The following is a 25,003-nucleotide window of genomic DNA, read 5'->3' on the forward strand; positions in this document are numbered from 1 at the left end:
AGCGCCAATCTGCGCAAGCTCACGCCTCAGACGTAAAAAAGCCCAGCACTAGTCTGGGCAAAAGAATAAAGACCGCTTTATTCAAAAACGCATAACACCCTCGATGGCAATACTGCGCGGTGCATCTGTAGCAGCAAAGTGCGCCCCTACAAATAGCGGAACATCATTACCACTTGAGCGTGTCATTTTATTTGTTAAGTTCTTAGCGATCAACGCCAATTCCCAACCCTGCTCAAAGTGCAACAATGATACGCGACCATTGATCTTGTAATACGCTTCTTGCAGATCTGATTCATCACGGTCTTGAGTGTAAAAATACTCATCGCTGTAATTGAGATCCAACTGCAAACGCAATTCCATCGTGCTGCCAATTGGCTGAACATATTGACTGGTCAAGCTTGCCGATAATTCAGGTGCATAATCTGTCCCTTCGCCTGACAGATCCTGACGACAATCAGGGTTGCCGGCCTGAGAAGCTGCATTGGTTTGCTCGGCAGTACACGGTCCATTAATAAATGATGTAAAGTAGGAATCTAGGAACGCCATTGATGCGCCAACCGTCAAGCGGTCGCTCAATGCCCAGCGCATATCGGCCTCTATCCCCTGAGTAATGGACTCTGCAGCATTACCTACCACGTAGCCTGTTAAGGTAAAGCTACTGACCTGACGATTCGTAAATTCAGTGTAAAACAACGCCGTATTGAAGGTCGCTGCGCCGTCGAGCAAGGTAGTTTTTAGCCCAAGTTCAAGGGTGTCAGCTTCTTCATCCTCATAGGTAAAGACAGTCTGACTCGCGGTGGTGTCACTGGCGTTAAAGCCACCATCTTTAAAGCCTTTTGCGTAGCGAAAATAGCTCATAACATCTTCATTGGCATACCACTGCAAATTGAACGCCGGCGACACATTGGCGACTTTGCGGGCATTGCTAATATTGTGGTTTTCCGAGTTATTTAATGCCCCAGCAATGACCGCATACAGCGGATTAGCCGTGCGCTCCTTAGAACGAAACTCGGCGACATTTAAATACTTTGTTGCACGCTTTTCATCCTGGCCCCAACGAAGGCCCAACGTTGCGCTGAGCGCCTCTGTAATATTCCATGTGGCCTGACCAAATACCGCCACGCTGTCAGTGGTCTGTTCAAACTCAGTGTAGGTTGCCAGCTGTGATGGCAGCGAAATTGTTAGCCCAGGAATCGGCAAGGAGCTAGGTACACCCAAGGCATCAAAGTCCAAGTTAAGCCACAAGGTACTACTTAGGTCTTGAGTGTGCGCGTAAACACCAGCAATAAAGTCGATGCTCTCCCCGACACTGCCAGCTAAGCGAAACTCCTGACTGAGCTGGGTAAATTCCTCGCCATTTTCTGTGCCGATAAATTCTAAATCGGTAAAGTCAGCATCGAGATTAAAAGTGAAATCAAAATATGAGTAACCGGTAATACTGGTGAGCGTAATCGTATCCGACATCTCATAATCTAGTGTCAGTACTGCGGCATCACTATTGTTCTGAGTCATTGCCGGCTGCCAGGCAAACTGCCGATCAGACTTACGACGATCAAGTTTGCCGTCCTCGCGAGGATCTATTTCGTCCTCCAGGTTAATGGACAGCAATGGCAGGGGTAGTGAAATCGGGAGATCAATTGGCAAGGAGATATTGGACTGGTACAAGCTAAACGTACCGGTTTTATCCGTCAGCTGAAAAGTCGTGCCAGTAAGACCAAAAGCAGACTGCTCCAGCTTAAGGTTAACATCCAGCTTGTCGCTGGCATCCCAACGCAGCGCTAAACGCAGTGATTCATCTGCACGCTGCGCCTCATCACGGTCGAGCACAAAGTTTCCAAGATAGCCGTCTTCCTCAAGTCGCTTATATGCTGCGCGTGCGGAAAAGCTGTCGCCTAAGGGAATATTCAGTACCGCTGTCACCTCCTTCGCGCCCAGCTCTGGATTAAGCCGGTAACTCAGCTCACCACCAAACTCCTCCGTTGGGCGATTGGTAGTGATATTAACCGCACCGGCGATGGTGTTCTTACCAAAAAGTGTTCCCTGCGGCCCTTTAAGCACTTCAACCAAGGCGATATCAAGAAAAGGGGCTTGAAATTGTTGGCCTCGCCCAGCATAGATACCGTCAACAAACATGCCTACGGATTGCTCAAAGCCACGGTTATCGCCCGAGCCAACGCCGCGAATATACACCGCGTTACCCTGACCGGTAACCGCTATTTTAAAATTCGGCACATAAGCCGACAGTTCTTCCATACGCTGCAGTCCCGCATCGCGTATTTTGGCTCCATCAACGGCGGCCACCGCTATTGGTACGTCCTGCAAACTTTGCTGCTGCTTTTGAGCCGTAACTATCACTTCTTCTAGTTGCGCACGAGGCTTAGCTTCAGCGGCAAGTCCGGCTGCAGGCAATACCACCATTGCCAGTGCACCACCCCATAATCTGCGATTCAGCATAATTCTTCCTTATTGGTATTATTATAAAGCCGTGAGACGACTAAACGCTCGCCCAAGAAAAGCTTTGGGGTTTAAAACCCCAGGTCAATTAATAGACGATTACAGAGCTGCTATTGCAGCTTGAAATTTGATGCACTTTGGATTTGAATTCGCGGCACGATGTTAAGCACATAACAGTTTATTATAGCGACTCGCGCTCTTTACCACTTTGGCCCCTTTATCAAGAAGAGGCTTATTCCCTCTAACCATATCACTTTTTATATAAATTTAAATGAGCTAAGTAATTCACCACGGTGTTAATGGAAACGCCTCTAGTGTTGACACCAGGATGGTGCGGAACGAGCGCTGAAGGGCGAATTTCATGACGAGATAGCCAATGTTGTTACTGGTTAAGCTAACGCGACTGACTGCTTATGTGACGCTATAGCCAGTCACACTGAGTATGTAATGGGTTATTTCCTGAACTGGTTTCGGCCATCTCATGAGTAATTAGACGGCCAAGTTATGAGTAAGGCTATCACCTGGACTTAAATTTTAGGGCCTATATTTTGCGCTTCTGGCCGACATATGATTTAAATATTTGGCAAGCTGTTGGGCGAATCAACAATGGCAAGACTAGTTTGGACGGATATTGCCCAAGGAGTGTTTGTCGCGATACTGGTGCGGTGTTAAGCCGGTCCATTTTTTAAAAGATCGTATAAATGCACTGGGTTCCGAGAAGCCCAGTTCATAAGAAATGGTTTTGATCTCTCTGTTGTCGTGTAACAAATAGCCAATTGCAGTGTCTCGGATTATCTCATTTTTGATTAAACGATAGTCGCAGCCCTCCTGCCGCAGGCGGCGGCGAAGGGTCTGTGGCGTCAGTCCTAATGATACCGCCATGTCTTCATAGCTCGGAATTTCCGGCAGGGTTTTGTTGATAATACGTCTGATCTGCTCGGTATAACTGCTGCCATGCTTTGGCGTGTAAAGAAACTCAGTGGGAATGCGTGATAGGTAGTCGTCAAGCTCAGCGCTAGAGCGTATGACTGGCAGAGCAAAGTATTGGCGGTGAAATACTATTTCGCTGTGGTCTTGGTCAAAGCGGGTGTCACTAAAGAATAAGTAGTGGTATTCGCCACTGTGGGAGGGTGCAGGGTAGTTTAAATTAACTCGATGTAGGGGGATGGAGCTGCCCGTTAGCCAGCACAAAAAACGGTAGTTTATCATTAGGTGCTGCTCATAAACCCAGTCTGTTAAGGTGACGCCTAGATCCGCTTGCAGCCGATAGTTAATGTATTCGCCATTGCGAACCAGTGCTAGGCTAAAGCCAAAATCAAATAAATTGTAAAAGCTGACATTGCGCTCTATCGCTTGTTTAAAGTCAGTTGAGGTTTGTAGGTAATGAGTTAAGGCGTGAAGTGTGCCGTGCTTTTGGGGGCGTTGATAATGCCCCATAGCTTCGTCCCCGGTGGCGTCGGTAATCCATTTATTTAACAGGGAAAGCTGGGTTGGGGTGACCCTTGCGCGGGAGCTAGTCACGGTTTGTGGGTCGATACCCGCGCGCTTAAGTAATGCCTCACAGTCGGATTTTGGTAGGCCGCAGCCAGATACCATATTGCGCACAAAGGCGATGGAGATGGTTCTGTTTTCCATGAATTACCTATAGAGGGCGACTTGTTTATATCCCCGCATACCCATTATTTGCCTAAGGCGCAGGATTAGGCGGGCCGGGGTGCTTGCTTGTAATATAATGTCTATTGTATGTCATTGACGGTCATTGCGGAAATCGGGTGGGAAGGCGATTCTCTCGCTCAGGTATTAAATCATGTCAGTTAGGGATACATAAAATGGCTAATACAGCTTACATCTACGACGCAGTTCGCACTCCACGTGGCAAAGGTAAAAAAGATGGCTCGCTTTATGAAGTGAAGCCGGTTGATCTACTCGCTGGTTTATTGAATGGCCTGCGCGATAGACACAATCTTGATACCAGCAAAGTCGACGATGTCATTATGGGCTGTGTTACGCCTATCGGTGAACAGGGTTCTTGCGTTGCAAAGACCGCTTTGATGAAGGCCGGTTGGGACGAATCCGTTGCCGGTTTTCAGTTAGACCGTTTTTGCGCCTCAGGTCTGGAAGCGGTAAACCTTGCTGCACAGAAAGTGGCGTCCGGTTGGGAAGATCTGGTTGTGGCCGGTGGTGTTGAATGTATGTCACGTGTCCCTATGGGCAGCAATGGCGGCGCCTGGGGCGAAGATCCTCAAACTGCCTTTGACACTGCTTTTGTACCACAGGGTGTAGGTGCGGATTTAATTGCGACCTTGGCGGACTTTAGTCGCCAAGACGTAGACAGCTTTGCCGTGCGTTCGCAGCAGAAAGCGGCAGCAGCAAGAGCGGCTGGTTATTTTGATAAGTCTGTTATGGCTGTTAAGGATGAAAACGGCGTGACTATCCTTGAGCGTGATGAATTTATAAAGCCCGAGACTTCAATAGAGGGCTTGGCGCGTTTGAAAGCGTCTTTTGAGTTTCATGGCTCCCTAGGCTATGACGATATCGCCCTGAGTAAATATCCTCAGGTAGTGAAAATTAATCACATCCACACCCCAGGCAATTCATCCGGCATCGTCGACGGCGCTGCAGCAGTGTTGATTGGCAGTGAGAAAATCGGCGCCGAGCTAGGTTTAACCGCCCGTGGCCGTATTGTTGCCACTGCAGTGACCAGCACCGAGCCAACTATCATGCTAACCGGTCCAGCGCCGGCGACTTGGAAGGTACTGAAAAAGGCCGGTATGACTATCGACGATATTGATCTTTTTGAGGTTAACGAAGCCTTTGCATCGGTGGTTATGCGTTTCCAAAAAGAAACCGGTGTTCCCGACGAAAAAATTAACGTCAACGGCGGTGCTATTGCCATGGGTCACCCGCTTGGAGCTACCGGCGCTATGTTGGTTGGCACCTGCCTAGATGAACTGGAGCGTCGCAATAAGCGCTTTGGCTTGATCACCTTATGTGTGGGTGGCGGTATGGGCATCGCAACTATTATCGAGCGTATCTGAGACCAGAGTTTGCGAGGCAGACTCTCAAAATATAGAGCTGCTGATCGGGTAAGTCCGGATCAGTATTGACGACTAAATGAATAAATAGGTAGTGCAATGAGCGGAACATTTAAGTATCAAAAAGACAGCGCCAATATTGTCACGGTGACCATGGACATGAACGGTCCGGTTAACGCCATGAACGATGAATACATCGCCTTGATGACCGAGACTATTGAGCGCTTGGAAGCCGAGCGTGATGCCATCGCCGGTGTGATTTTAACCTCAGCAAAAAGCTCATTTTTTGCCGGTGGTGACATAAAAAATATGCTTAAAGCGGTGCCCGGTGTTGATGAGCCAGCCCTGTTTGCACAAACAGAGTCTATTAAGAGTTTGTTGCGGCGCTTAGAGAAGCTTGGCAAACCGGTTGTCGCTGCCATTAATGGCGCAGCGCTGGGTGGTGGTTATGAGATTTGCTTGGCCTGTCATTATCGGGTGGCGCTGAATGCACCCGCAGTGGTTATTGGCTTGCCAGAAGTGAGCTTGGGTTTACTGCCTGGCGGTGGTGGTATTGTGCGTCTAGTTAGCAAGATGGGTGTTGAAAAAGCCATTATGCCATTGCTTGAAGGTACGCGTTTTAATGCCGAGAAAGCCGCTGCTTTCGGTTTGGTTGAAGAGCTAGCTAGCGACACCGCCGACATGATGGCCAAAGCCACAAGTTGGATATTGGCAAACCCTGAAGCGATCAACCCTTGGGATGTGAAGGGCTTTAAAATTCCGGGTGGCGATTTGCGCAAGCCAAATATCGCGCAGATGATTCAGGGTGCGGTGCCTATGTTGGCGCAGAAAACTAAAGGTTTGATGCCGGCGCCTGAGAAAATATTGGATGTTATTGCCAATACCCTGCGGGTGGATTTCGATACCGCCCTGCGCATCGAAAGCCGCGCGCTGACTGGCTTGGTCACCAGTCCACAAGCTAAAAATATGATGACCTTTTTTCTGCAAATGAATCAGGTGAATGGTGGCGGCAGTCGTCCTAAAGACATTGCGAAAACCAAAGTTAAGAAGGTTGGTATCTTAGGTGCGGGCATGATGGGTCAGGGCATTGCTTATGTTTCTGCGCGTGCCGGCATGGATGTGGTGCTCAAGGATATAAGCCAAGACGCCGCAGATAAGGGCAAAGCTTATAGCGATAAGATACTCACTAAAGCCATCAGCCGTGGCCGTATGACTGAGGAAAAGAAAGCCGACATTCTTGGCCGAATTACCGCGACAGTTGATGCCAAGGCCCTGCAGGGTTGCGATTTAATAATTGAAGCGGTGTTTGAAAATGTCGATCTTAAACACGATATGACCCGCGACCTGGAGCCGCTATTGGCGGAGGGCGGAGTGTGGGGTTCGAACACTTCAACGCTACCAATTACCTTGTTGGCGGAAGCCTCAGCCAAGCCTGAAAACTTCATTGGGGTTCACTTTTTTTCACCGGTAGACAAAATGCCGCTGGTAGAAATTATTGTTGGCGATCAAACCTCGGCAGAGACCTTGGCCAAGGCCTTTGACTACGCCCTGCAAATCAAGAAAACCCCGATTGTAGTTAATGACTCTCGCGGATTCTTCACCTCGCGGGTATTTGGCACCTTTGTTGATGAAGGCGCGATGCTCATCGAAGAGGGTGTTGAACCGGTGCTGATCGAAAGCCTTGCTAAATTAGTGGGTATGCCGGTTGGGCCGCTAGCGGTGCACGACGAAGTCAGTCAGCAGCTAACCAAGAAGGTGGTGGCAACCAACCGCGATCTCAACGAGCGTCTTGGCGACAATATGAGTGTCGATACTGCATCGGCGCGCATGTCCAATGTGTTTGTCGACGAGTACAAGCGTAATGGTAAGGCTTACGAAGGTGGTTACTACGATTACGCCGCCGATGGCAGTAAGACGATTTGGCCAACGATTCGCGAGCGCTTTGTTAAGGCGGATGTCGCCGTTCCCAATCAAGATATTAAAGAGCGTATTTTATTTAGACAAGTTGTTGAATCAGTTCGCTGCCTGGAAGAGGGCGTATTGAAAACAGTGGCTGACGGCAATATTGGCTCCATTATGGGTATTGGATTTCCCCCCTACACCGGCGGCGTATTTCAATACATAAACACCTATGGCGTGCAGAAATTTGCTGACCGTGCTGCAGAGCTAAGTGCTCTATATGGCGAGCGTTTTAACCCACCTGCATTGCTACTGAAGAAAGCCGCCGATGGCGAGTTGTTCGCTTAAGCTTTTAGTACCAAAACGAATGGCGGTGGGGCAACTCACCGCCGCTATGAAAAACCTAAAAGGTAATTCATGACGTCTATTTAGTCGTCGCAATGAATGCCAGCACATAACCGGAGTACATCGTCTATGTTGCCACGTAATTTTACTGAAGAACAAAATATGTTTCGGTCCGCTTACCGTAAATTTTTGGAGCAAGAAATTGAGCCAAATATAGAGCGCTGGCGCGAACAGGGTATTGTCGATCGCGAGGCCTTTACTAAGGCCGGTGAACAGGGCTTTTTGATGATTTGGCCGGAAGAGCAGTACGGCGGAATGGGCGAAAATGATTTTCGCTTTGAACAAATTATCATCGAAGAAACCAGTCGTATTCATGCTGGTGATTGGTCCAATACCTTGCACAGCCGCTTGGTTGGTCCCTATATAAACCGCTTTGGAACTGATGAGCAAAAAAAGCGCTTTTTACCAAAGTGCGCTAGTGGTGAAACTATTTTGGCGATTGCCATGACCGAGCCAGATGCGGGTTCAGACTTGGCGGGAATGCGCGCCAATGCCAAGGATATGGGGGATCACTGGGTGTTGAACGGCGCCAAAACGTATATCACTAACGGTATCAATTCAGACATGATTATTGTGGCGGCTAAAACCGACCCAGAAAATAATCCTTATGCTGTTGGTCTGTTCATGATTGAGCGCGGCATGGAAGGTTTTGAGCGCGGTCGCAATCTTAAAAAGATGGGTATGAAGGGTCAAGATACCGCAGAGCTGTTTTTCACTGATGTGCGGGTCCCTAAGGAAAACGTGCTGGGCGATGCGACTAAAGGTTTCATTTATCTGATGGAAGGTTTAGCAGAGGAGCGTTTAATTGGTGCGTGTGGTTTCCTGTCTGGAGCCCACCGTGCATTTGAGGTCACTCGCGAATTTACTATGCAGCGCAAGGTCTTTGGCAAGCCATTGTCTAAAATGCAGAATACCGAATTTAAAATGGCAGATTTGCGTACTGAAATTGATATTGCACAAACTTACGTTGATCAATGTGTCGCGGCGCACAATCAAGGGTTACTGACCTCTGAAGACGCAGCTAAGGCCAAGCTCTACACTAGTGAATTACTCTGCAAAATGGTCGATGAAGGCGTGCAGTTGCACGGTGGTGCGGGCTATATGGATGAGTATCCGATTAGCCGTATGTATTCTGATGCTCGTATTACGCGGATTTTTGCCGGCAGTTCTGAAATTATGAAATTGATTATTGGTCGTGATTTGTACTCGGATAAATTTGTCTCATTCTTCGACTAATTAGCAAGGAAAAATCATGGATATTAATGGAAAAATTGCGATTGTTACCGGTGGCGCCTCAGGTTTAGGTGAGGCGACGGTCCGCGCCTACGTTGCCAAGGGTGGCAAGGTCGCTATCTTCGATATGAATGCTGAGCGTGGCGACGCTATTGTTGCAGAGCTGGGTGCAGACAAGGTCAGTTTTCACAATGTGAATGTTGCCGATGAAGAGTCAGTGACCACTGCCATTGCTGATGTAATAACAAAGTTCGGCGCAATCCATATCTGTAATAATTACGCCGGTATCGGGAACGCGATTAAAACCTTGGGTAAAAAAGGTGCGTTCCCATTAGATGCCTATAAAACGGTTATTAATGTTAACTTGGTTGGCACCTTTAACGTGGCGCGTTTGGTTGCCGAGCAAATGGCAAAAAATGAGCCTTACGATGGCGCTAATGCCCGTGGGGTGATTATCAATACCGCCTCTGTTGCTGCCTATGAAGGTCAGGTTGGACAGGTCGCCTACAGTGCGTCTAAGGGTGGTGTGGTAGGGATGACTCTCCCTATGGCGCGTGACTTAGCCTCTTACGGTATTCGGGTTAATACTATTGTGCCCGGTCTCATTCATACGCCTTTGTTTGAGGCCTTGCCTGAAGCGGCTTACAAGTCATTGGAGTCCACAGTGGTTAATCCGCAGCGTCTCGGTCGTCCCGAAGAAGTTGCCCACTTATCGGTAATGATGGCAGAAAATGAGTACCTTAACGGTGAATGCATTCGTCTTGATGGCGCAATTCGTATGCAGCCTCGTTAACAGCTCGCAAAATTGTTTGCCTTAGAGTGGGGGCGGTAAATGCGCCACTACCTCTTTTGCAAGTTCAGATTCTTATCCATGACATATTAAGGTAGCTCTTATGCACGCTAAATTTAGCGCTGAAGAATTGGCTTTTCAGGAAGAGGTTCGCGGTTTTATGCGCGACCGCTTTACGGCGGACCTCGCGGCCCGGATTCATCACCCCAAGACATTCCGAGATGCCATGATAGAGTGGCAAATACTGTTGGACGGTCAGGGTTGGGCAGCGAATGGCTGGCCTGAAGAGCATGGTGGTAGTGGCTGGACAGCAACTCAGAAGTATATTTACACCACTGAGTTGGCTGCGGCGGGAGCCCCGGACGTAGTGCCTATGGGCATAAAAATGGTGGCGCCGGTTTTGTATAGCTACGGTTCAGAAGAGCAAAAGGCGCGTTTTCTGCCACCAACAAAATCATCAGAAATTTGGTGGTGCCAAGGCTATTCTGAGCCCGGTGCAGGGTCTGACTTAGCGGCCTTGCAAACTCGTGCGCTGCGTGATGGTGACGATTATATTATTGACGGCACCAAAATCTGGACCACTTATGCCCAGCATGCCGACTGGATATTTTGCCTGGTTCGCACCGATACCTTGGGTAAACCGCAGCAGGGTATTACCTTCTTGTTAATCGATATGAAATCGCCGGGGGTGACAGTGTCACCGATTATTTCAGTTGATGATGAACATCACTTGAACGAAGTGAATTTTGAAAATGTGCGGGTGCCAATAGCGAATCGTATTGGCGAGGAAAATCAGGGCTGGACTTATGCCAAAGCACTGCTGACTTATGAGCGCACTGCCTTATCAGGCGTCAGTTACAGCAAGCGGATACTGACCAATATTCGCAATCTGGCGAGTCAGGTTGCCACTGACGGAGCACGTTTGATTGATGACAGCGATTTTCGCGCGCGCTTAGCTGATGTTGAAATGGAAGTGATGGCGCTGGAGTTTTTAGAGCTTAGAGTATTAAGTGATTTAGATAGCGGTGGCGCATCGGGTATGGAGTCGTCTTTACTCAAACTTAAAGGCACCGAATTACAGCAAGCTGTGCAGTCTTTGCAATGGGATGTTGCGGCAGGTTTTGGCGGCATATTACCAGAAGCGGACGATGAACTCTGGGGAAGTGACGGCAATATAGCTCGCCGTGAATACATGTTTGGCCGTGCTTGCACCATCTTTGGCGGCAGTAACGAAGTACAGCGCAACATCATTGCTAAATATGCGCTCGGTCTATAAGCGCTCTAGAGGGTTAAAGAATGGATTTTTCATTATCTGAAGAACAAGTCATGCTCAAAGACAGCGTGGCAAAATTTCTAGCTGACAATTACGCACCAGATCAACGCGAAGCAGTGGTCAACAACGCAGCGGGTTTTAGTGCCCAACACTGGGCAACTTTTTCAGAGTTAGGTTGGTTAACTATTCCATTTTCTGAGGATGTTGGCGGCTTTGGTGGCAACATAGCCGATGTGTCGGCAGTGATGGAAGAGTTTGGCAAGGTATTGGTGGTCGAGCCGTTTTGGTCTTCCATTGTCCTAGCGGGACAATTGATTGCGCGCTGTAGCAATGACGAGTTAAAGACTCGTTTAATGCCAGCGGTGATCTCTGGTGAGACGCAGTGCAGCTTTGCCTGGTTAGAGGCGCAGAGCGGTTTTCTATTGAGCCATGTCAGTAGCACAGCGACCAAGCACGGCGATAGCTATCACTTAAATGGCAAGAAAAACTTAGTACTCAATGCCAGTGCAAATCAGCTGCTCATTGCGGCGCGTACCGCTGGTGACATAAATAGTGAGTCAGGTATTAGTCTTTTCATAGTCGATGCGAATAACCCCGCCTTGCACACCGAAAGTGTTCGCTTAATGGATGGCCAGCGCGCTCTCAACATCACATTTACCGATCTTGTTGTTAAACAGACGGATATGCTCACTGCCGAGGGCGACGCTTACCCATTGATTGCCGATGTGGTAGAAGAGGCTTTAGTAGCGCTGTGTGCGGAAGCGGTGGGTGCAATGACGTATCTGTACAAGGCAACCGCTGAATATGGCAACACCCGCAAGCAATTTGGCGTCACCATTGGCAGTTTTCAGGCCTTGCAGCATCGTATGGTTGATATGTTTATGGCCACTGAGCAATGCCGATCTTTATTAGTGAGAGCGCAATGTGCCATATTAGATAATAGTGCTGAGCGCAGCCAAGATGTTGCCGTTTTAAAAGCAATGGTCGGTAAATACGGTCGTAAGATTGCGGAAGAAGCGGTTCAGCTGCACGGCGGTATGGGGGTTACTAACGAGATGCCTATCGGCGATTATTTGAAGCGCTTAATGATGATTGATATGTATTTTGGTGGCTCAGACATCCATCGTCGGCGCTTTAGCGATATGCGTTATCTGTAAGCTATGTGAGCTTAAATAATAAAGATAAAAGCAGAGGAATGTGATGAAGTTATTTAATAATCTGAATGACCATACTAAGTTTCATGCCGGTATTCGCGGCGACATGATGATGGCCAGCGATAGTAAAAAGACCTTGAATTACGCCCAGGCCTGGGACTATACCGCGGTGATTGCTGCGCATATTCAAAGCAGTGGTATTAAAAAGGGCGATCGAGTGGCCATTTTGGCCAAGAACTCAGTCGATAATCTGTGTGTCTTTCTAGCCTGTGCGCGCATTGGTGCGGTGGTGGTTGGCTTGAATTACCGACTGGCACCTGCGGAAGTCGAATTTATCGGCAGTAATGCAGATGTTCAAATGTTGTTTTTTGACAAGGAGTTCGACAGCCTTCGTGGCGATTACTTGCGCGCTACCACCTGTATTTGCATGGATAGCGACGAAGCGGCTCCCAAGCTGGAAAGCTGGTTGCAAAGCCCTGCAACATTGACTGAAGTCGAGATAAACGGCGACGATATTCTGTTTCAAATGTATACCAGTGGTACCACGGGCTTACCTAAAGGTGTGCTGGTAAATCACTACAATGTCCTTGCGAACGCCTATCAGGCACCCATGACCACTGGTAAAGGTAGTCGGGTTGGCGAGCGCAGCTTGGTCATTGCCCCTACCTTCCACGCGGTCGGTCTGGTCGGCTCGTTGCTGGGGGTGATCTACGGCGGTTCTATGATTATTCATAGTGACTATGATCCAGTGGGTATGATCGAAACTATTTCTAAAGAAAATATCAGTGTGGTGGCCGTTATTCCGGTGATGCTGCAGTTCTCTTTGGCGATGGTACCTAACATCAAAGACTACGATTTCTCAGCATTACATACTATCAATTATGGCGCTTCGCCGATTTCAGAGTCCTTGCTGAAGGAGTGTATGGCGGCCTTTGGTTGTGATTTTGTGCAGGGCTACGGCCAAACTGAATCGACGATGGCACTCACGTTCCTTACCGCAGAAGATCACAAGAAGGCGCTAGCTGGCCGTCCTGATTTATTGCGCTCATGCGGACGCGCGGTGTTTGGCACCGATGTCAAAATAGTAGGCAATGAAGGTCAGGATCTGCCTCTGGGTGAAATAGGCGAAATCGTCGCTAAAGGTCCGCAGATTATGCAGGGCTATTGGAAGAACCCTGAAGCGACTGCCAAAACCGTTGTTGATGGTTGGCTGCATACTGGTGATGCCGGCCGGATGGATGAAGAGGGGTATATCTATATTCAAGACCGCCTTAAAGATATGATCATATCTGGCGGCGAGAATATTTATCCGGCTGAAATTGAAAACTTATTAATGTCTCACGATCACATTCAAGATGTGGCGGTGATTGGTGTGCCGGATCAAAAGTGGGGCGAGATTCCGTTGGCGGTGATGGTGGCCGGTGGCCAACCAGAGCTTAGCGCAGAAGAACTCACCGAGTTTTGTCGCGGTAAATTGGCAGGATACAAGATTCCCCGTAAGGTGGAATATATTGCAGCCCTGCCACGCAACCCAACGGGTAAAGTCTTGAAGAAAGATATTCGAGTGATGATGGCGGAGAAATATCCACCCATCGCGTGAATGCCGTAGATAGGCCCTTTGCCTAGTTCATGCTTTTACATAGCTCTATCCAATACTCAACAGCGGCTTTTTTATGCCGCTGTTTGGGTAGGGCGAAGTAAAAGGTTCTAGTCATATCGCGGTTAGCCAAGCTCAGCGGCACTAAGTCGCCGTTGCGAAAGTCGTTTTGTAATACCACCTTAGAAAGACAGCCTATGCCTAAGCCTGATTCCACTGCGCTTTTGATGGCCTCGTTGTGTTTGAATTCCCGATAGATTTCAATATCTGGCAATAGCCCAGCAAGGGCGCGGTCAAAGGTATGACGGGCACCGGAATCCGGTTCGCGTAAAATCCAGCGTGCTTCTTTAATGTCTTTATCCTTAAGAACGCCTTTTTTTGCCAGCGGGTGTGAGGCGCTACAAAAGACGACCAGCTCGTCTTCTTTCCACGGAATCAGCTCTAGCTCACGGTGTTGGACCTCCCGTTCAATCATGCCCACGTCAACCTCGTAATTAAGTACCTTGGCGACAATGTCCGGGGTGTTGGCGGTGTCAAACTGCACATCGGCATCCGGGTAATTATTCAGATAATCGGCTAGGTAACGCACCACGAGGTGATTGCCAATGGTGAAGCTGGCGCCAACCCGCAGATGGCCGATATCCGCATGGCGTTTTAAGGCGTCGTCGAATTGCTGACAATGGGCAAATAAGGTTTCGGCCTCTTTGCGCAGGGTATGACCGATGGCATTGAGTTTGATTTTATTGCCTTGGCGATCAAATAGATTGACACCATAGGCCTTCTCTAAGGTTTGCAGGGCTGCGCTGGCAGCCGATTGGGACAGGCATAGCGTGTCAGCTGCTTTAGAGACACTTTGATATTTGGCGACCGACAGGAATATTTCCAGCTGACGAATAGTAAAATTCATGGTGATACCTCTTTACTCTTTGCCCGTGATGGCCAGTTTTAGCTTTTCGCCTGAAAGCTTATAGTATCTATAAAATCGATACTAACTATAATAATATCCCGTTTTACTTGTGATAAAAATACTTTTAGTATGTCGAGCTGTTATCGCTAGGTCGCTTTGCGGGTTTAAATGCAGCGGCCATAGTAAAGATCATGATTTAGTATTAGCCGTGGAGATGGAAGAATGACCGACGTTAAAGCAACGAATGTGTATTGGCATGATGGCGAAGTCAGCCGCGAAGATCGCAACACCTTATTAAAGCAAAAGGGCGCGACCCTGTGGTTCACGGGTTTGTCTGGCAGTGGCAAAAGCACCGTTGCAGTGGCCTTGGAAAAAGCACTGATGGAGAAGGGTCACCTTTGCTACCGTTTAGATGGCGATAATATTCGCTTGGGTATCAATAAAAATCTGGGTTTCAGTGCGGAAGACCGCACAGAAAATATCCGCCGTATCGGTGAGATTTCTAAGCTGTTTGTGGACACTGGCGTTATCGTTTTGTCTAGCTTTGTAAGCCCTTACCGCGCTGACCGCGATATCGTTCGCGAATTGCATGACGCTGGTGAGATGGCTTTCCTTGAAGTCTTTGTTGATGTGCCGCTGGATGTTGCTGAGCAGCGCGATCCAAAAGGGCTATACAAAAAAGCCCGTGCTGGTGAAATCAAAAACTTTACCGGTATTTCTGATCCCTATGAAGCGCCACTGAATGCCGAGCTGGTATTGAATAGTGATGAGCAGAGCTTGGAAGAAGAGGTCGAGATTCTGCTGGCGATGATGACTGAGCGCGGCATTATCTAAGAAGCCACTGATTAAGCAGCGGTTTTATATTGCTTTGTTCACTAGCAAATATAGACATACTTATTTTTTAACGGAGTACAGTAAATGATTAAGCCACATGGTGCTGATGAGTTAAGCCCACTATTTGTATACGACACTGAAAAACACCACGCCCTAAATGCGGAAGCGGAAACATTGCCATCGCTTCTAATTAGCTCTGCTGCGGCCGCCAACGCGGTGATGCTGGGTGCAGGGTATTTCACCCCGCTAAAAGGCTATATGAACCTTGCCGACTCGATGGCAGTGGCTAAAGATCTTTGCACTACCGAAGGTCTTTTCTGGCCCGTGCCTATTGTGAATCTGAGTAAAGACGCCCAAGGCATCACTGCCGGTCAGCGTATTGCTCTGCGCGATCCTAATGTACAAGGTAACCCTGTTCTTGCCATTATGGACGTGGAAGCAGTTGAGGCGGTTAGCGCTGAACAAATTGATTTCATGGCCGAGAATATCTTTGGCACCTTGGATGACAAGCATCCAGGTGTGCAAACCTTTAAAGCGCAGGGCAACACCTTGTTGTCAGGTCCTATTCAGGTTTTGAACTTCTCTTATTTCCAAGCTGATTTCCCCGATACTTTCCGCACTGCGGTTGAGATTCGCAATGAAATCGCTGAGCGTGGTTGGGAAAAAGTTGTTGCCTTCCAAACGCGTAACCCAATGCACCGCGCGCATGAAGAACTTTGCCGCATGGCTATGGAAGACCTTGGCACTGATGGTATTTTGATTCACATGCTGTTGGGTCAATTGAAGCCTGGCGATATTCCTGCCCACGTACGTGATGCGTCTATCCGCAAAATGGTCGATGTTTACTTCCCTAAGAATACTGTAATGATCACCGGTTACGGCTTCGATATGTTGTACGCTGGTCCACGTGAAGCAGTACTGCACGCCTTGTTCCGTCAAAACTGTGGTTGTACTCACCTGATTGTCGGGCGTGATCACGCCGGTGTAGGCGACTACTACGGTGGTTTCGACGCACAGACAATTTTCGATGAGAAAGTGCCAGCGGGTGCAATGGATATCGAAATCTACCGTGCAGACCACACCGCATACTCGAAGAAACTCGATAAAGTGGTGATGATGCGCGATGCACCGGATCACGATAAAGAAGATTTCGTGTTGCTGTCAGGCACCAAAGTACGTGAAATGTTGGGTAATGGCATTGCGCCACCGCCAGAATTTTCGCGCCCAGAGGTGGCTAAAATTTTGATGGATTACTATCAAATTGAAGATACTAAGACTTAATCGCTAAGGCACCATCGATAGATAGTGTTGTAAATAAAAAAGCCGGAGCTAAACACTCCGGCTTTTTTACATTTTAACTGTAATTATTGGTGTTTGTTTAGTGGGTCGAGGGTGGTTTGCTGATACCGCCTCTTATAATGTCGTCCTGTCTCAAGATCGGTTCAGTGGGATCCTTTTCTCTGTCTTTGAGTAATTCGTATAGTCGGTCTTCATTGTATGGCATCAGCGAGGAGAGAACGATATCCATGGGGACATGGCAGCGTTCGGCGTAAAATGCCGCTCTATCACTTATCTGCTGTTCCACTAGCTGGCTAAAATTTGTATTGGCTTGCTTAAGTTCACTCCGCAATTCGGCGCAGGATAGCTTCATATAAAATGCCAGCTCCTCCTCAGAGCAATGGGAAAACCGCAGGCGTTCATCGATGAGTAAACGGGCACGTTCAACGAAATCACGGCCCTGGAGTAACTCTTCTTGCAAGCCCTTTATGTGTACTTCCATGCTGCGTAAGAGCATTGGGTCACTGCTGCTAATGCTGAATTCCAGATAATCCGCAGGAAAGGAAATGCTGTCATTTGGCTGATCAAAAATGAGTTCGCAATCAAAAAAATCGTGGAATGTGTCGGAAAATTTGGCGCCGGGATCCGGAAAGCTGAAGCAGACTTTTTTGGGTTGCCAGAGATCGCTGGACAGCGTGTTTAGCAGTAAAAACATCTGTGCCGTGCCGAGTAAATTCCGCTGGCGGTAGTACTTGCTGCTGAGACCATTGGCAGACTTGATGAGCGTAACCTGCTCGTCGCATATTTCGTGGCGCCAATATCCGGTGTCTTGATAGTACGCGCTGTAGTGACTAGCGTGCTCTAATCCCGTTTTAAAGTTAGAGCACAGTGACATTACTGTGGTGGGTAGGCCCAGCTCTGATCTTTGAAGTTTGTTCGCAAGGTGGAGGGCGAAGTCTTGGCAGTGGTATTTCTTGGCAATGTTTTCAAGCAAGTAGTTAAATAGATGACTGGGCACAAAATGATTGGGCAATGTCAGTAATTTGGCGGGTAGGCCTGATTTACTCGCGGCATCCTTGAGATCAATGCCTAGACTTTTACACGTTTCAAACAGCGCGTGGAGGACATCCTCGTCTTCAGTCAGAGTTGGCTTCATATCACCTATTTCTTGTCGTTTTCTTGGTGTTTTTTTACAAGCAAATCTTATGCCGAACATCTTTGTAGCTGTGACATAAATCGTTTTGTATCGGAATGTCGTTTAGTGTGAATGATCTTCATAGAAAGACTGGGGTGAACTATCATGGCAAGCTTAGCATCTTCGGTGGTATTTGAAGTAATGGGTCTTAGAGGTATGGCGCAAATTTTCTCGAAATTAGCTAATTGGGTGTAATCGCTGATAACATCGAGCTACTTTGTACGTAGATTCAACGTACTGGATGATAATAACGATGCGTGAGCGAGGTGATACTGTGGGATCTACAATCAAACATTTCCGTACCTGCAATCTATGTGAAGCCATGTGCGGTATCGAGATCACGGTGGAAAATGACAAAATCACCACCATTAAAGGCGATGCGGAAGACAGCTTTAGCCGCGGCCATATCTGCCCCAAAGCGATTGCCCTCAAAGATTTGTACGAAGACCCAGACCGTATTCGCACGCCAATGGAAAAAGTCGATGGCGAATGGCGAGAGTTGGCTTGGGACGAGGCTTTAGACAAAGTCGCGGCGCGTATTCAATCTTTGCAAGCCGGGTATGGCAACGACTCATTGGGCGTCTATCTCGGTAATCCCAATGTTCATAACACCGGATCGATGCTGATGAGCGGTGGCCTGTTACGTGCGCTAAAAACCAATAATAAGTTTTCGGCAACGTCGGTAGATCAGCTTCCCCACCATATTGTGTCGTGGAAGTTATTCGGCCATCAGCTGCGGATTCCAGTCCCCGATATCGAAAACACCGATCACTTTCTTATCATGGGCGCCAACCCGCTGGCTTCGAATGGCAGCATTATGAGTGTGGCGGATGTTAAGCAGCGACTCAAAGATATTCGCAAGCGCGGTAAAGTGGTTGTTATTGATCCCCGGCGCACGGCGACGGCAGAGCTGGCCGATGCCCATCACTTTGTACGACCCGGTAGCGACGTGCTGGTATTACTGGCAATGCTTAATGTGTTATTTACTGAAGGTCTTGTGAATACCGGCAGTTTGGCGAAGCATTTAGATCTGGGGCCAATGAGCTTGGCGGATAAATTTAGCTCATACACCCCTGAGAAAGTTGCCCCGCAGACGGGCATGTCAGCTGAGGTCATTCGTGGCTTGGTCAAGGATTTTTGTGCTGCCAAGGCACCGGTGATGTATGGTCGTTTGGGCGTGTCAGTGCAAGAATTTGGCACCCTCACGCAGTACCTGATTATGCTGTTTAATATTCTCACTGGGCGCTTGGATAGCGTGGGGGGCTTAATGTTTACCAAGCCCGCTGTTGATATTCTTGCCCAGAGTGGCCGCGGCAATATGGGCCGCTTCCACAGCCGGGTTCGCGGTCTGCCGGAATTTAACGGCGAGTTGCCAGTCGCTGTTTTGTCCGAGGAAATTACCACCGCGGGCGCAGGCCAGATTAAGGGTATGGTGTTGATGGCCGGTAATCCGGTGCTGTCCACGCCAAATGGGGAGCAGTTAGATCGCGCATTTAAGGGCTTAGATTTACTGGTTGCTATAGATTTTTATATTAATGAAAGCAGTCGTCATGCGGATTTTATTCTGCCGCCGGTGAGTCCGCTGGAGCGTGAACACTACGATGTTATTTTTAATGTATTAGCCGTGCGCAATAATGCGAGATATGCCAAGGCGCTATTCCCAAGAAAGGCCAACGCCAGACACGATTGGGAAATTCTGCTTGGTTTACAAGATCGTCTGCAGCCAGCTAAGGGTCTTAAAGATAAGTTGAGTCGGGAATTACTGCGCCGCGCAGGTCCCTCTGGATTACTTAGGTTTCTGCTTCGGCAGGGCCCCTATGGTGGCGGTTTAAATCCTTTCAAAGGTTTGTCGCTGACTAAATTGAAAAAGTCTCCTCACGGTATTGATCTGGGCGCACTTAAACCGGCCCTGCCAGAGGGCCTGTATCATCGCGATCGTAAAATACACCTAGAAGCCGACTTTTTCCTAAACGACTTGGCGCGGGTGGAGACCAAATTCTTTAATCAAAACAGCAAGCCTGAGCAGTTTTTGCTCATCGGTCGCCGCGATGTGCGGAGCAATAATTCGTGGTTACACAATAGCCGTCGACTGGTAAAAGGTAAGCCCCGCTGCACGGCCTTAATCAATCCCATTGATGCGCAGAAGTTGGCGATCACCGAAGGGGATATGGTCAAGGTAAGCTCACGGGTTGGCAGTGTTGAGTTAGCGGCACAGCTTAGTGATGAAATGATGTCTGGGGTGATTAGCATTCCTCACGGCTGGGGGCATAAGCTTAGTGGCACCCAGTGGCAAATAGCAGAAGAGCACGCCGGTGTGAGTGTTAACGACCTGACAGACGAGATGCATATTGATGAGCTTTCTGGCAATGCTGTGCTGAATGGGGTTCCGGTGACACTTGCGCTTATTAAACTTGATGCAGCGATTAGCGCCTGAGGGCTTAGGACTTGCGAGCGGAGCGCTGGCTGCGAATATACAGCGCTTCTACTTTTTGTCTTGCCCATGGGGTGCGGCGTAGAAATTTCAGGCTAGACGACACGCTAGGGTCTTCGGTAAAGCATTTAATTTTTACGCGGCGTCCCAGTTCTTCCCAGCCGAATTGTGCTTCTAGCCGAGTGATGACCATTTCTAGGGTTAGCCCGTGTAAGGGATCTTTTGAGCCAGTGACTGTTTTGCTGGGGTCTTTAGCGTTCATCGCTGTTTTCGTCGTCGCTGCTGTCTACATCATCACTTTCTGTGGCTACCGGGCTGACGTCGGCTTTTTTGACGCGGATTTTAAAACCAGCAATGATTTTGCCGTTCAGATTTTGCATAGCCACTTTGGCTTCACCGGCCTTAGGCATATTAACGAAGCCAAAGCCCTTTGACAGTTTTGCTTCTTCGTCTCTGACTAGCGTTAGGGATTGGACGATGCCGAATTCTTCAAACAGGTCGAGAAGCTCGGCTTCGGTGGTTGTGCGGTTCAAATTGCGAATCAATAGTTTCATGGCGCTGCCGTTGTTGTGATATGGCGGGGATTATAGCGGGTATGAGTATTATCTTCGCCTGCTATCTTTATCTGAAAAGGTGCTTTGTAGCTGTTCGCGCTGCGATAAATATCCTAACATCATGCCCCCTAACCCTAAATAGACAGGTTGTTGTGAGCGTCTCATCAGTTCCTCTTGTGTTAAATGCCACCAGTGCTAGCGTTGAATTAGCACGCAGTCTGGGTCTGCGCCTGGTTGATGAGTGGAGCGAGCAGCCTGATCAGCTGCACGTATTTTTTGATGAGGGTCGTCTAGTGATCGGCTTGGCGCCGCGCAATCGTGAAAACCCCGTCGCCGTTGATTTTGAATTAAGCTTGCGCAATCGTCATCCCGGCAAAGAATTATTGCTTAAGGCGGTGGGTGGGAGTCGCAATCGCGCGACCGTGCTAGATGCGACCGCAGGCTTAGGCAGAGATAGTTTTTTAATAGCGAGCTATGGCTGCACGGTCACAATGTGCGAGCGCATGCCGGTGGTGGCCGCACTATTGGCTGATGGTTTACGCCGCGCTGGACGTTCTTATGACTGCGCCGAGATCGCCAGCCGCATGGATTTGCGCCAAGAAAATGCCGCCGCATATTTGGCGGGCTTAGCTGAGGCAGACTGTCCTGATGTGGTGTACCTAGACCCTATGTTTCCGGTGTCTGGTAAGTCGGCGCTGGTAAAAAAAGAAATGCGTTTATTCCATTCTTTAGTGGGCTTGGATGAAGATAGTGGCGCGCTATTGGATTTGGCTCTGCAGCGTGCACGGCACCGGGTGGTGGTAAAGCGACCACCAAAGGCGCCGTATTTGGGTGAGCGCAAACCGCAATTATCTATTGCGGGAAAAGCGGTGCGCTTTGATATTTATCCATTAAAAGCCTTTGCTAAATAATTGCTCAGACCAATAGTTCTTTAAGTATACCTTCATACATTAGCGATAGTTTATCGAGATCCGCAGCCTTAACGCACTCATCAATTTTGTGGATGGTGGCGTTCACGGGTCCAAGTTCCACTACCTGCGCGCCGGTGGGCGCAATAAAGCGACCATCAGACGTGCCGCCGGCGGTAGATAAAATGGTGTCGGTGCCGGTGACTGCTTTAATCGCAATTTGCGCCGCTTCCACCAAGGGGCCTTCGGCGGTTAAAAAGGGTTGGCCGCTTAAATTCCAGTCAATACTGTAGTCGAGTTTGAATTGATCGAGGATGGCATGGGTCCGGGTTTTTAATATCTCAGCTGTTAACTCCGTTGAGAAACGGAAGTTAAAGACCACTTTGAGTTCGCCAGGGATGACATTAGTCGCGCCGGTGCCACCGTTGATATTAGAGATTTGAAACGATGTGGCAGGGAAAAAGTCGTTGCCCTCGTCCCATATCTCAGAGGTGAGCGCAGTCAAGGCCGGCGTTGACAAGTGAATTGGGTTTTTTGCTAAGTGTGGGTAGGCGACGTGACCCTGAATGCCGTGAACCGTCATTACCGCCCCCAGCGAGCCCCTGCGACCGTTCTTAATGACATCACCAACGTTATCCGTCGAGGATGGTTCGCCAACTAAGCACCATGTTATTTTTTCATTCTGCTGTTCTAACCACTCAATAACTTTGACGGTACCGTTTATCGCCGGGCCCTCTTCGTCGCTGGTTATCAAAAATGCAATACGTCCGCTGTGGTCGGGGTGGGCGGCGACAAAGCTCTCGCAGGCAGTAATCATTGCGGCTAGGCTGCCTTTCATATCGGCGGCTCCGCGTCCGCGTAACATACCGTCTTGGATCACGGCGTCAAAAGGCCGAGTCTGCCAATTTACCGCAGGGCCGGTGGGTACCACGTCGGTATGGCCAGCAAAGCAAAAGATTGGCCCGCTGCTGCCGTGTACAGCCCAAAAGTTATCGACATCGCCAAAACGCAGTGATTGGCATTGAAAACCAATCTTCTCTAAGCGCGCCATCATAATGGTCTGACAGTCGGCGTCAGTGGGGGTGACTGATGGCCGTTCAATGAGTTCACAGGCAAGTTGCAGAGTGGGGGATAGCGCTGTCATAGGGCTGTTTCGGCTTCTGTACAAAGGGTCTGAGGAATCGCGGCTGGTGTCCGCGCGTATGCGGTCTATTCTAGCAGAATATAAGCGAGCTGACAGGCACTGTTATCCGCGTCATCGGGGACTGACCGAAACACTCATTACGAGCTTGATTGAGTGGAAATGTCATAGTGGGAGCGGCCGAGCTTAGCTATGATCATAGCTGAAATGGTAATGCTGTCCTTGTGAAAGGTGGCGTGCTTTTAAGACCATAACGATAATCAGAGGAAGGGCTATGAGTATGGATTTGGACGTCGCGGTGGCTGCCGCCGAATTCGATTTCGCAGATCAGGATATTTCGCAGCGGCTGCGCCACTGGGCGCGGGTGAAACCTGATCATGCCTTCATGATATGGGAGCCGCGCTCTGGCGAAGATCGCAGCTGGAGCTATAAAGCCTTCGACGAAGAAACGGCAAAAATTGCAGCTGGCTTATACGCAAAAGGCGTTCGCAAGCATGACAAGGTGATGATTCACGCCGAAAATTGCCCAGAAATGGTATTGGCATGGTATGCCTGCGCTAAGGTGGGTGCTGTAGGTGTAACCACAAATACTCGCAGTGTGGGGGGGGAAATCGAATATTTCGCCCGTCATACCGAGGCGGTTGGCGCTATTACCCAACCTAAATTTTTCGAGGAAGTTCGCAACAGTGCCACCAGTCTGAAATGGATTGTTAGCACCGATAGTAACTCCGGTGAAGTGGCTGAAGAATCCATCGCTGGCGCCGACCTTTTTAGTAGCCTGTACGGCGACCCAGATTCACTGCCGGCGCGACCAGCTGAACCCATGTTGCCGGCCGGAATTATGTTTACCTCCGGTACAACCTCTTTGCCAAAAGCGGTGGTGCATACTCATGCCAACGCACTCTGGTCTGGCAATATGGGCTCGCAAAGTATGGGTATGGACACTGACAGTGTGTACTTGGGCTTTCTGCCATTCTTTCATGTCAACTGCCAAAGCTGGGCGTTTTGGGGCTCATTAGGTGTGGGCGCCACAGTGGTACTGTTACCTAAGTTCACGGCAAGTCGCTTTTGGGAAATTATTGAAAAGCACCAAGTCAGTCACTGTTCAATGATTCCCTTCGTCTTTAAAGCTATTGGCGTGCAAGCGGTACCTGAGCAGCACAGCTTGAAAGTAATGCCGATGGGTATTATTTGGAAAGAGATTGAAGGCTGGCTCAAGGCCAAACCGTTTGCGAGTTGGGGTATGACCGAAACGGTGACCCACGCCACCCGCTCAGACTTTGTAAGCGACTGGCCCCAGGGTTCAATTGGCAAACCGACCCCGGGGTATCACCTTGCAGTGGTAAACCCTGAAACCGGTGTTATGTGCAAAAAAGGCGAGATTGGCGAGCTTTGGGTGCATGGTACACGGGGCGTGAATATCTTCCTTGAGTACTATAAAAATGAAGAGGCCATGGCCAAATCGTTCACGCCGAATGGCTGGTTTAAAACCGGAGACATGGTCAACGTCGGTGACGAGGGTAATTTCTTTTTTACCGATCGCGATAAAGACGCACTTAAAGTGGGGGGCGAAAATGTCTCAGCTCGTCAGGTTGAAGAAGTTTGCATGCAGGTGCCCGGCGGCGGTATCGGTGAGGTCGCTATTGTAGCTAAATCTCATGAGATGCTAGATATGGTGCCGGTAGCTTTTGTGATTAAAGGCTGGGGAGCACCGGAAGACCAAGCCGCCTTTGGACAGGCGATTCTCGATCACTGCAAGGCCAATCTTGCCGACTTTAAAGTACCTCGTGCGGTATATTTCGTTGAGGAGTTTCCGCGTGCGACCTTAGATAAAGTAGCTAAGAATAAGTTGCGGGAAATAGCCGATGAGATGCCCTTAGTATAATTTTTTATTGCATTTTTTCCATGTAGTTAA

General features: G+C 48.9%; 19 protein-coding genes. 12 read left to right on the forward strand and 7 right to left on the reverse strand.

The window, feature by feature from the left end:
- Nucleotides 1-81 precede the first annotated feature (81 nt).
- The gene (locus tag ACI955_RS15680; protein ID WP_415244683.1) at nucleotides 82-2,454 is read right to left on the reverse strand and encodes a TonB-dependent receptor; all 2,373 of its coding nucleotides are present in this window, start codon (nucleotides 2,452-2,454) and stop codon (nucleotides 82-84) included.
- A 615-nt stretch (nucleotides 2,455-3,069) separates the two neighbouring features.
- A complete protein-coding gene (locus tag ACI955_RS15685; protein WP_415244684.1) occupies nucleotides 3,070-4,089 on the reverse strand; it encodes an AraC family transcriptional regulator in 1,020 nt (339 codons plus the stop codon).
- A 194-nt stretch (nucleotides 4,090-4,283) separates the two neighbouring features.
- Between ACI955_RS15685 and ACI955_RS15690 the strand changes: the two genes are divergently transcribed.
- The 7 genes from ACI955_RS15690 (at nucleotide 4,284) to ACI955_RS15720 (ending at nucleotide 13,843) form a co-directional block, all read left to right on the forward strand.
- Nucleotides 4,284-5,492 (forward strand): acetyl-CoA C-acetyltransferase, encoded by a 1,209-nt coding sequence (locus ACI955_RS15690; RefSeq protein WP_415244685.1) that lies wholly within the window; start codon nucleotides 4,284-4,286, stop codon nucleotides 5,490-5,492.
- 96 nt (nucleotides 5,493-5,588) lie between these two features.
- Nucleotides 5,589-7,736, forward strand: coding sequence for a 3-hydroxyacyl-CoA dehydrogenase NAD-binding domain-containing protein (locus ACI955_RS15695; protein WP_415244686.1), 2,148 nt, complete (start codon nucleotides 5,589-5,591; stop codon nucleotides 7,734-7,736).
- 126 nt (nucleotides 7,737-7,862) lie between these two features.
- The gene (locus ACI955_RS15700) at nucleotides 7,863-9,029 is read left to right on the forward strand and encodes an acyl-CoA dehydrogenase family protein (RefSeq protein ID WP_415244687.1); all 1,167 of its coding nucleotides are present in this window, start codon (nucleotides 7,863-7,865) and stop codon (nucleotides 9,027-9,029) included.
- A 16-nt stretch (nucleotides 9,030-9,045) separates the two neighbouring features.
- The gene (locus ACI955_RS15705; RefSeq protein ID WP_415244688.1) at nucleotides 9,046-9,819 is read left to right on the forward strand and encodes an SDR family NAD(P)-dependent oxidoreductase; all 774 of its coding nucleotides are present in this window, start codon (nucleotides 9,046-9,048) and stop codon (nucleotides 9,817-9,819) included.
- 100 nt (nucleotides 9,820-9,919) lie between these two features.
- Nucleotides 9,920-11,092, forward strand: coding sequence for an acyl-CoA dehydrogenase family protein (locus tag ACI955_RS15710; RefSeq protein ID WP_415244689.1), 1,173 nt, complete (start codon nucleotides 9,920-9,922; stop codon nucleotides 11,090-11,092).
- Between the two features lie 20 nt (nucleotides 11,093-11,112).
- The gene (locus tag ACI955_RS15715; protein WP_415244690.1) at nucleotides 11,113-12,246 is read left to right on the forward strand and encodes an acyl-CoA dehydrogenase family protein; all 1,134 of its coding nucleotides are present in this window, start codon (nucleotides 11,113-11,115) and stop codon (nucleotides 12,244-12,246) included.
- Between the two features lie 43 nt (nucleotides 12,247-12,289).
- Entirely contained in the window at nucleotides 12,290-13,843 is a 1,554-nt protein-coding gene (locus tag ACI955_RS15720) for a long-chain-fatty-acid--CoA ligase (RefSeq protein ID WP_415244706.1), read from the forward strand.
- Nucleotides 13,844-13,865: 22 nt separating this feature from the next.
- Here ACI955_RS15720 and ACI955_RS15725 read toward each other — a convergent pair whose 3' ends face one another.
- Nucleotides 13,866-14,747: a LysR family transcriptional regulator gene (locus tag ACI955_RS15725; protein WP_415244691.1), complete on the reverse strand. Its 882-nt coding sequence runs from the start codon at nucleotides 14,745-14,747 to the stop codon at nucleotides 13,866-13,868.
- Nucleotides 14,748-14,969: 222 nt separating this feature from the next.
- Between ACI955_RS15725 and cysC the strand changes: the two genes are divergently transcribed.
- The gene (gene cysC, locus ACI955_RS15730; protein ID WP_415244692.1) at nucleotides 14,970-15,581 is read left to right on the forward strand and encodes an adenylyl-sulfate kinase; all 612 of its coding nucleotides are present in this window, start codon (nucleotides 14,970-14,972) and stop codon (nucleotides 15,579-15,581) included.
- Nucleotides 15,582-15,665: 84 nt separating this feature from the next.
- Nucleotides 15,666-16,862, forward strand: coding sequence for a sulfate adenylyltransferase (gene sat / locus ACI955_RS15735; protein WP_415244693.1), 1,197 nt, complete (start codon nucleotides 15,666-15,668; stop codon nucleotides 16,860-16,862).
- Between the two features lie 97 nt (nucleotides 16,863-16,959).
- Here the strand turns inward: sat and ACI955_RS15740 are convergent, their stop codons facing one another.
- Nucleotides 16,960-18,015, reverse strand: a complete 1,056-nt coding sequence (locus ACI955_RS15740) for an AraC family transcriptional regulator ligand-binding domain-containing protein (protein ID WP_415244694.1) — start codon at nucleotides 18,013-18,015, stop codon at nucleotides 16,960-16,962.
- Nucleotides 18,016-18,328: 313 nt separating this feature from the next.
- On the opposite strand from ACI955_RS15740, the gene ACI955_RS15745 reads away from it, so the two are divergent.
- Complete coding sequence (locus ACI955_RS15745; RefSeq protein WP_415244695.1) at nucleotides 18,329-20,488, forward strand: molybdopterin oxidoreductase family protein; 2,160 nt, start codon at nucleotides 18,329-18,331, stop codon at nucleotides 20,486-20,488.
- Between the two features lie 4 nt (nucleotides 20,489-20,492).
- On the opposite strand, the gene ACI955_RS15750 is transcribed toward ACI955_RS15745, so the two are convergent.
- Nucleotides 20,493-20,747 carry a VF530 family DNA-binding protein gene (locus ACI955_RS15750; RefSeq protein WP_415244696.1) on the reverse strand — a complete coding sequence of 85 codons (255 nt, stop codon included), beginning with the start codon at nucleotides 20,745-20,747 and terminating at the stop codon, nucleotides 20,493-20,495.
- Complete coding sequence (locus ACI955_RS15755) at nucleotides 20,737-21,039, reverse strand: RNA recognition motif domain-containing protein (protein ID WP_415244697.1); 303 nt, start codon at nucleotides 21,037-21,039, stop codon at nucleotides 20,737-20,739. Before ACI955_RS15755 ends, ACI955_RS15750 begins: the two co-directional genes overlap by 11 nt.
- 152 nt (nucleotides 21,040-21,191) lie before the next feature.
- On the opposite strand from ACI955_RS15755, the gene ACI955_RS15760 reads away from it, so the two are divergent.
- Nucleotides 21,192-21,950 (forward strand): class I SAM-dependent methyltransferase, encoded by a 759-nt coding sequence (locus tag ACI955_RS15760; protein WP_415244698.1) that lies wholly within the window; start codon nucleotides 21,192-21,194, stop codon nucleotides 21,948-21,950.
- A gap of 4 nt (nucleotides 21,951-21,954) precedes the next feature.
- On the opposite strand, the gene dapE is transcribed toward ACI955_RS15760, so the two are convergent.
- On the reverse strand, nucleotides 21,955-23,091 hold the full coding sequence (dapE, locus tag ACI955_RS15765; protein WP_415244699.1) for a succinyl-diaminopimelate desuccinylase: 1,137 nt from the start codon (nucleotides 23,089-23,091) through the stop codon (nucleotides 21,955-21,957).
- A gap of 271 nt (nucleotides 23,092-23,362) precedes the next feature.
- Between dapE and ACI955_RS15770 the strand changes: the two genes are divergently transcribed.
- On the forward strand, nucleotides 23,363-24,973 hold the full coding sequence (locus tag ACI955_RS15770; RefSeq protein ID WP_415244700.1) for a class I adenylate-forming enzyme family protein: 1,611 nt from the start codon (nucleotides 23,363-23,365) through the stop codon (nucleotides 24,971-24,973).
- Nucleotides 24,974-25,003: the final 30 nt, after the last annotated feature.

It is taken from the genome of Zhongshania sp., from assembly GCF_047636175.1.
GTDB lineage: Bacteria > Pseudomonadota > Gammaproteobacteria > Pseudomonadales > Spongiibacteraceae > Spongiibacter.